General features: G+C 53.0%; 1 protein-coding gene. It reads left to right on the top strand.

The genetic code is table 11. The features are described 5' to 3' along the window. A partial coding sequence (locus EII26_RS12955) for a transposase (RefSeq protein WP_199735235.1) occupies positions 1-258 on the top strand: 258 nt, incomplete at its 5' end. Between the last annotated feature and the right edge of the window lie 127 nt (positions 259-385).

The raw sequence follows: 385 nt of genomic DNA, 5'->3' as shown, positions 1-385 counted from the left end.
GTATCGGAGGTGATGGGGTATTTGAAGGGAAAGAGCTCATTGATGATCTTCGATCGGTTTGCGAATCTGAAATATCGCTATGGAAATCGTCGTTTTTGGTGCCGAGGCTATTATGTGGATACGGTGGGGAGGAATCAAAAGCGAATAGCGGAGTATATAAGGACGCAGCTGTCGGAGGATAGGATCAATGATGAGCAAAGCCTAAAAGAGATGTATGACCCGTTTACGGGTGAAGCTGTGGTAGGAGAAGGCAAATAATGGGCCCCTTTAGGGGCAGCCGGAGACGGAGTTGCGGGCGGCGTAACTTCAGGGCCCGTCAGGGCTGCCGGTATGGGGCCCTTACAGGGCCGGTGCAAACCACCGGCTCAGCCGGTGGTTCTGATTC

The sequence above is a fragment of the Fretibacterium sp. OH1220_COT-178 genome (assembly GCF_003860125.1).
Taxonomy (GTDB): Bacteria; Synergistota; Synergistia; order Synergistales; family Aminobacteriaceae; genus CAJPSE01.
Note: the sequence above shows the minus strand (reverse complement) of the source record. Positions and strands in the feature narration are given on the sequence as shown.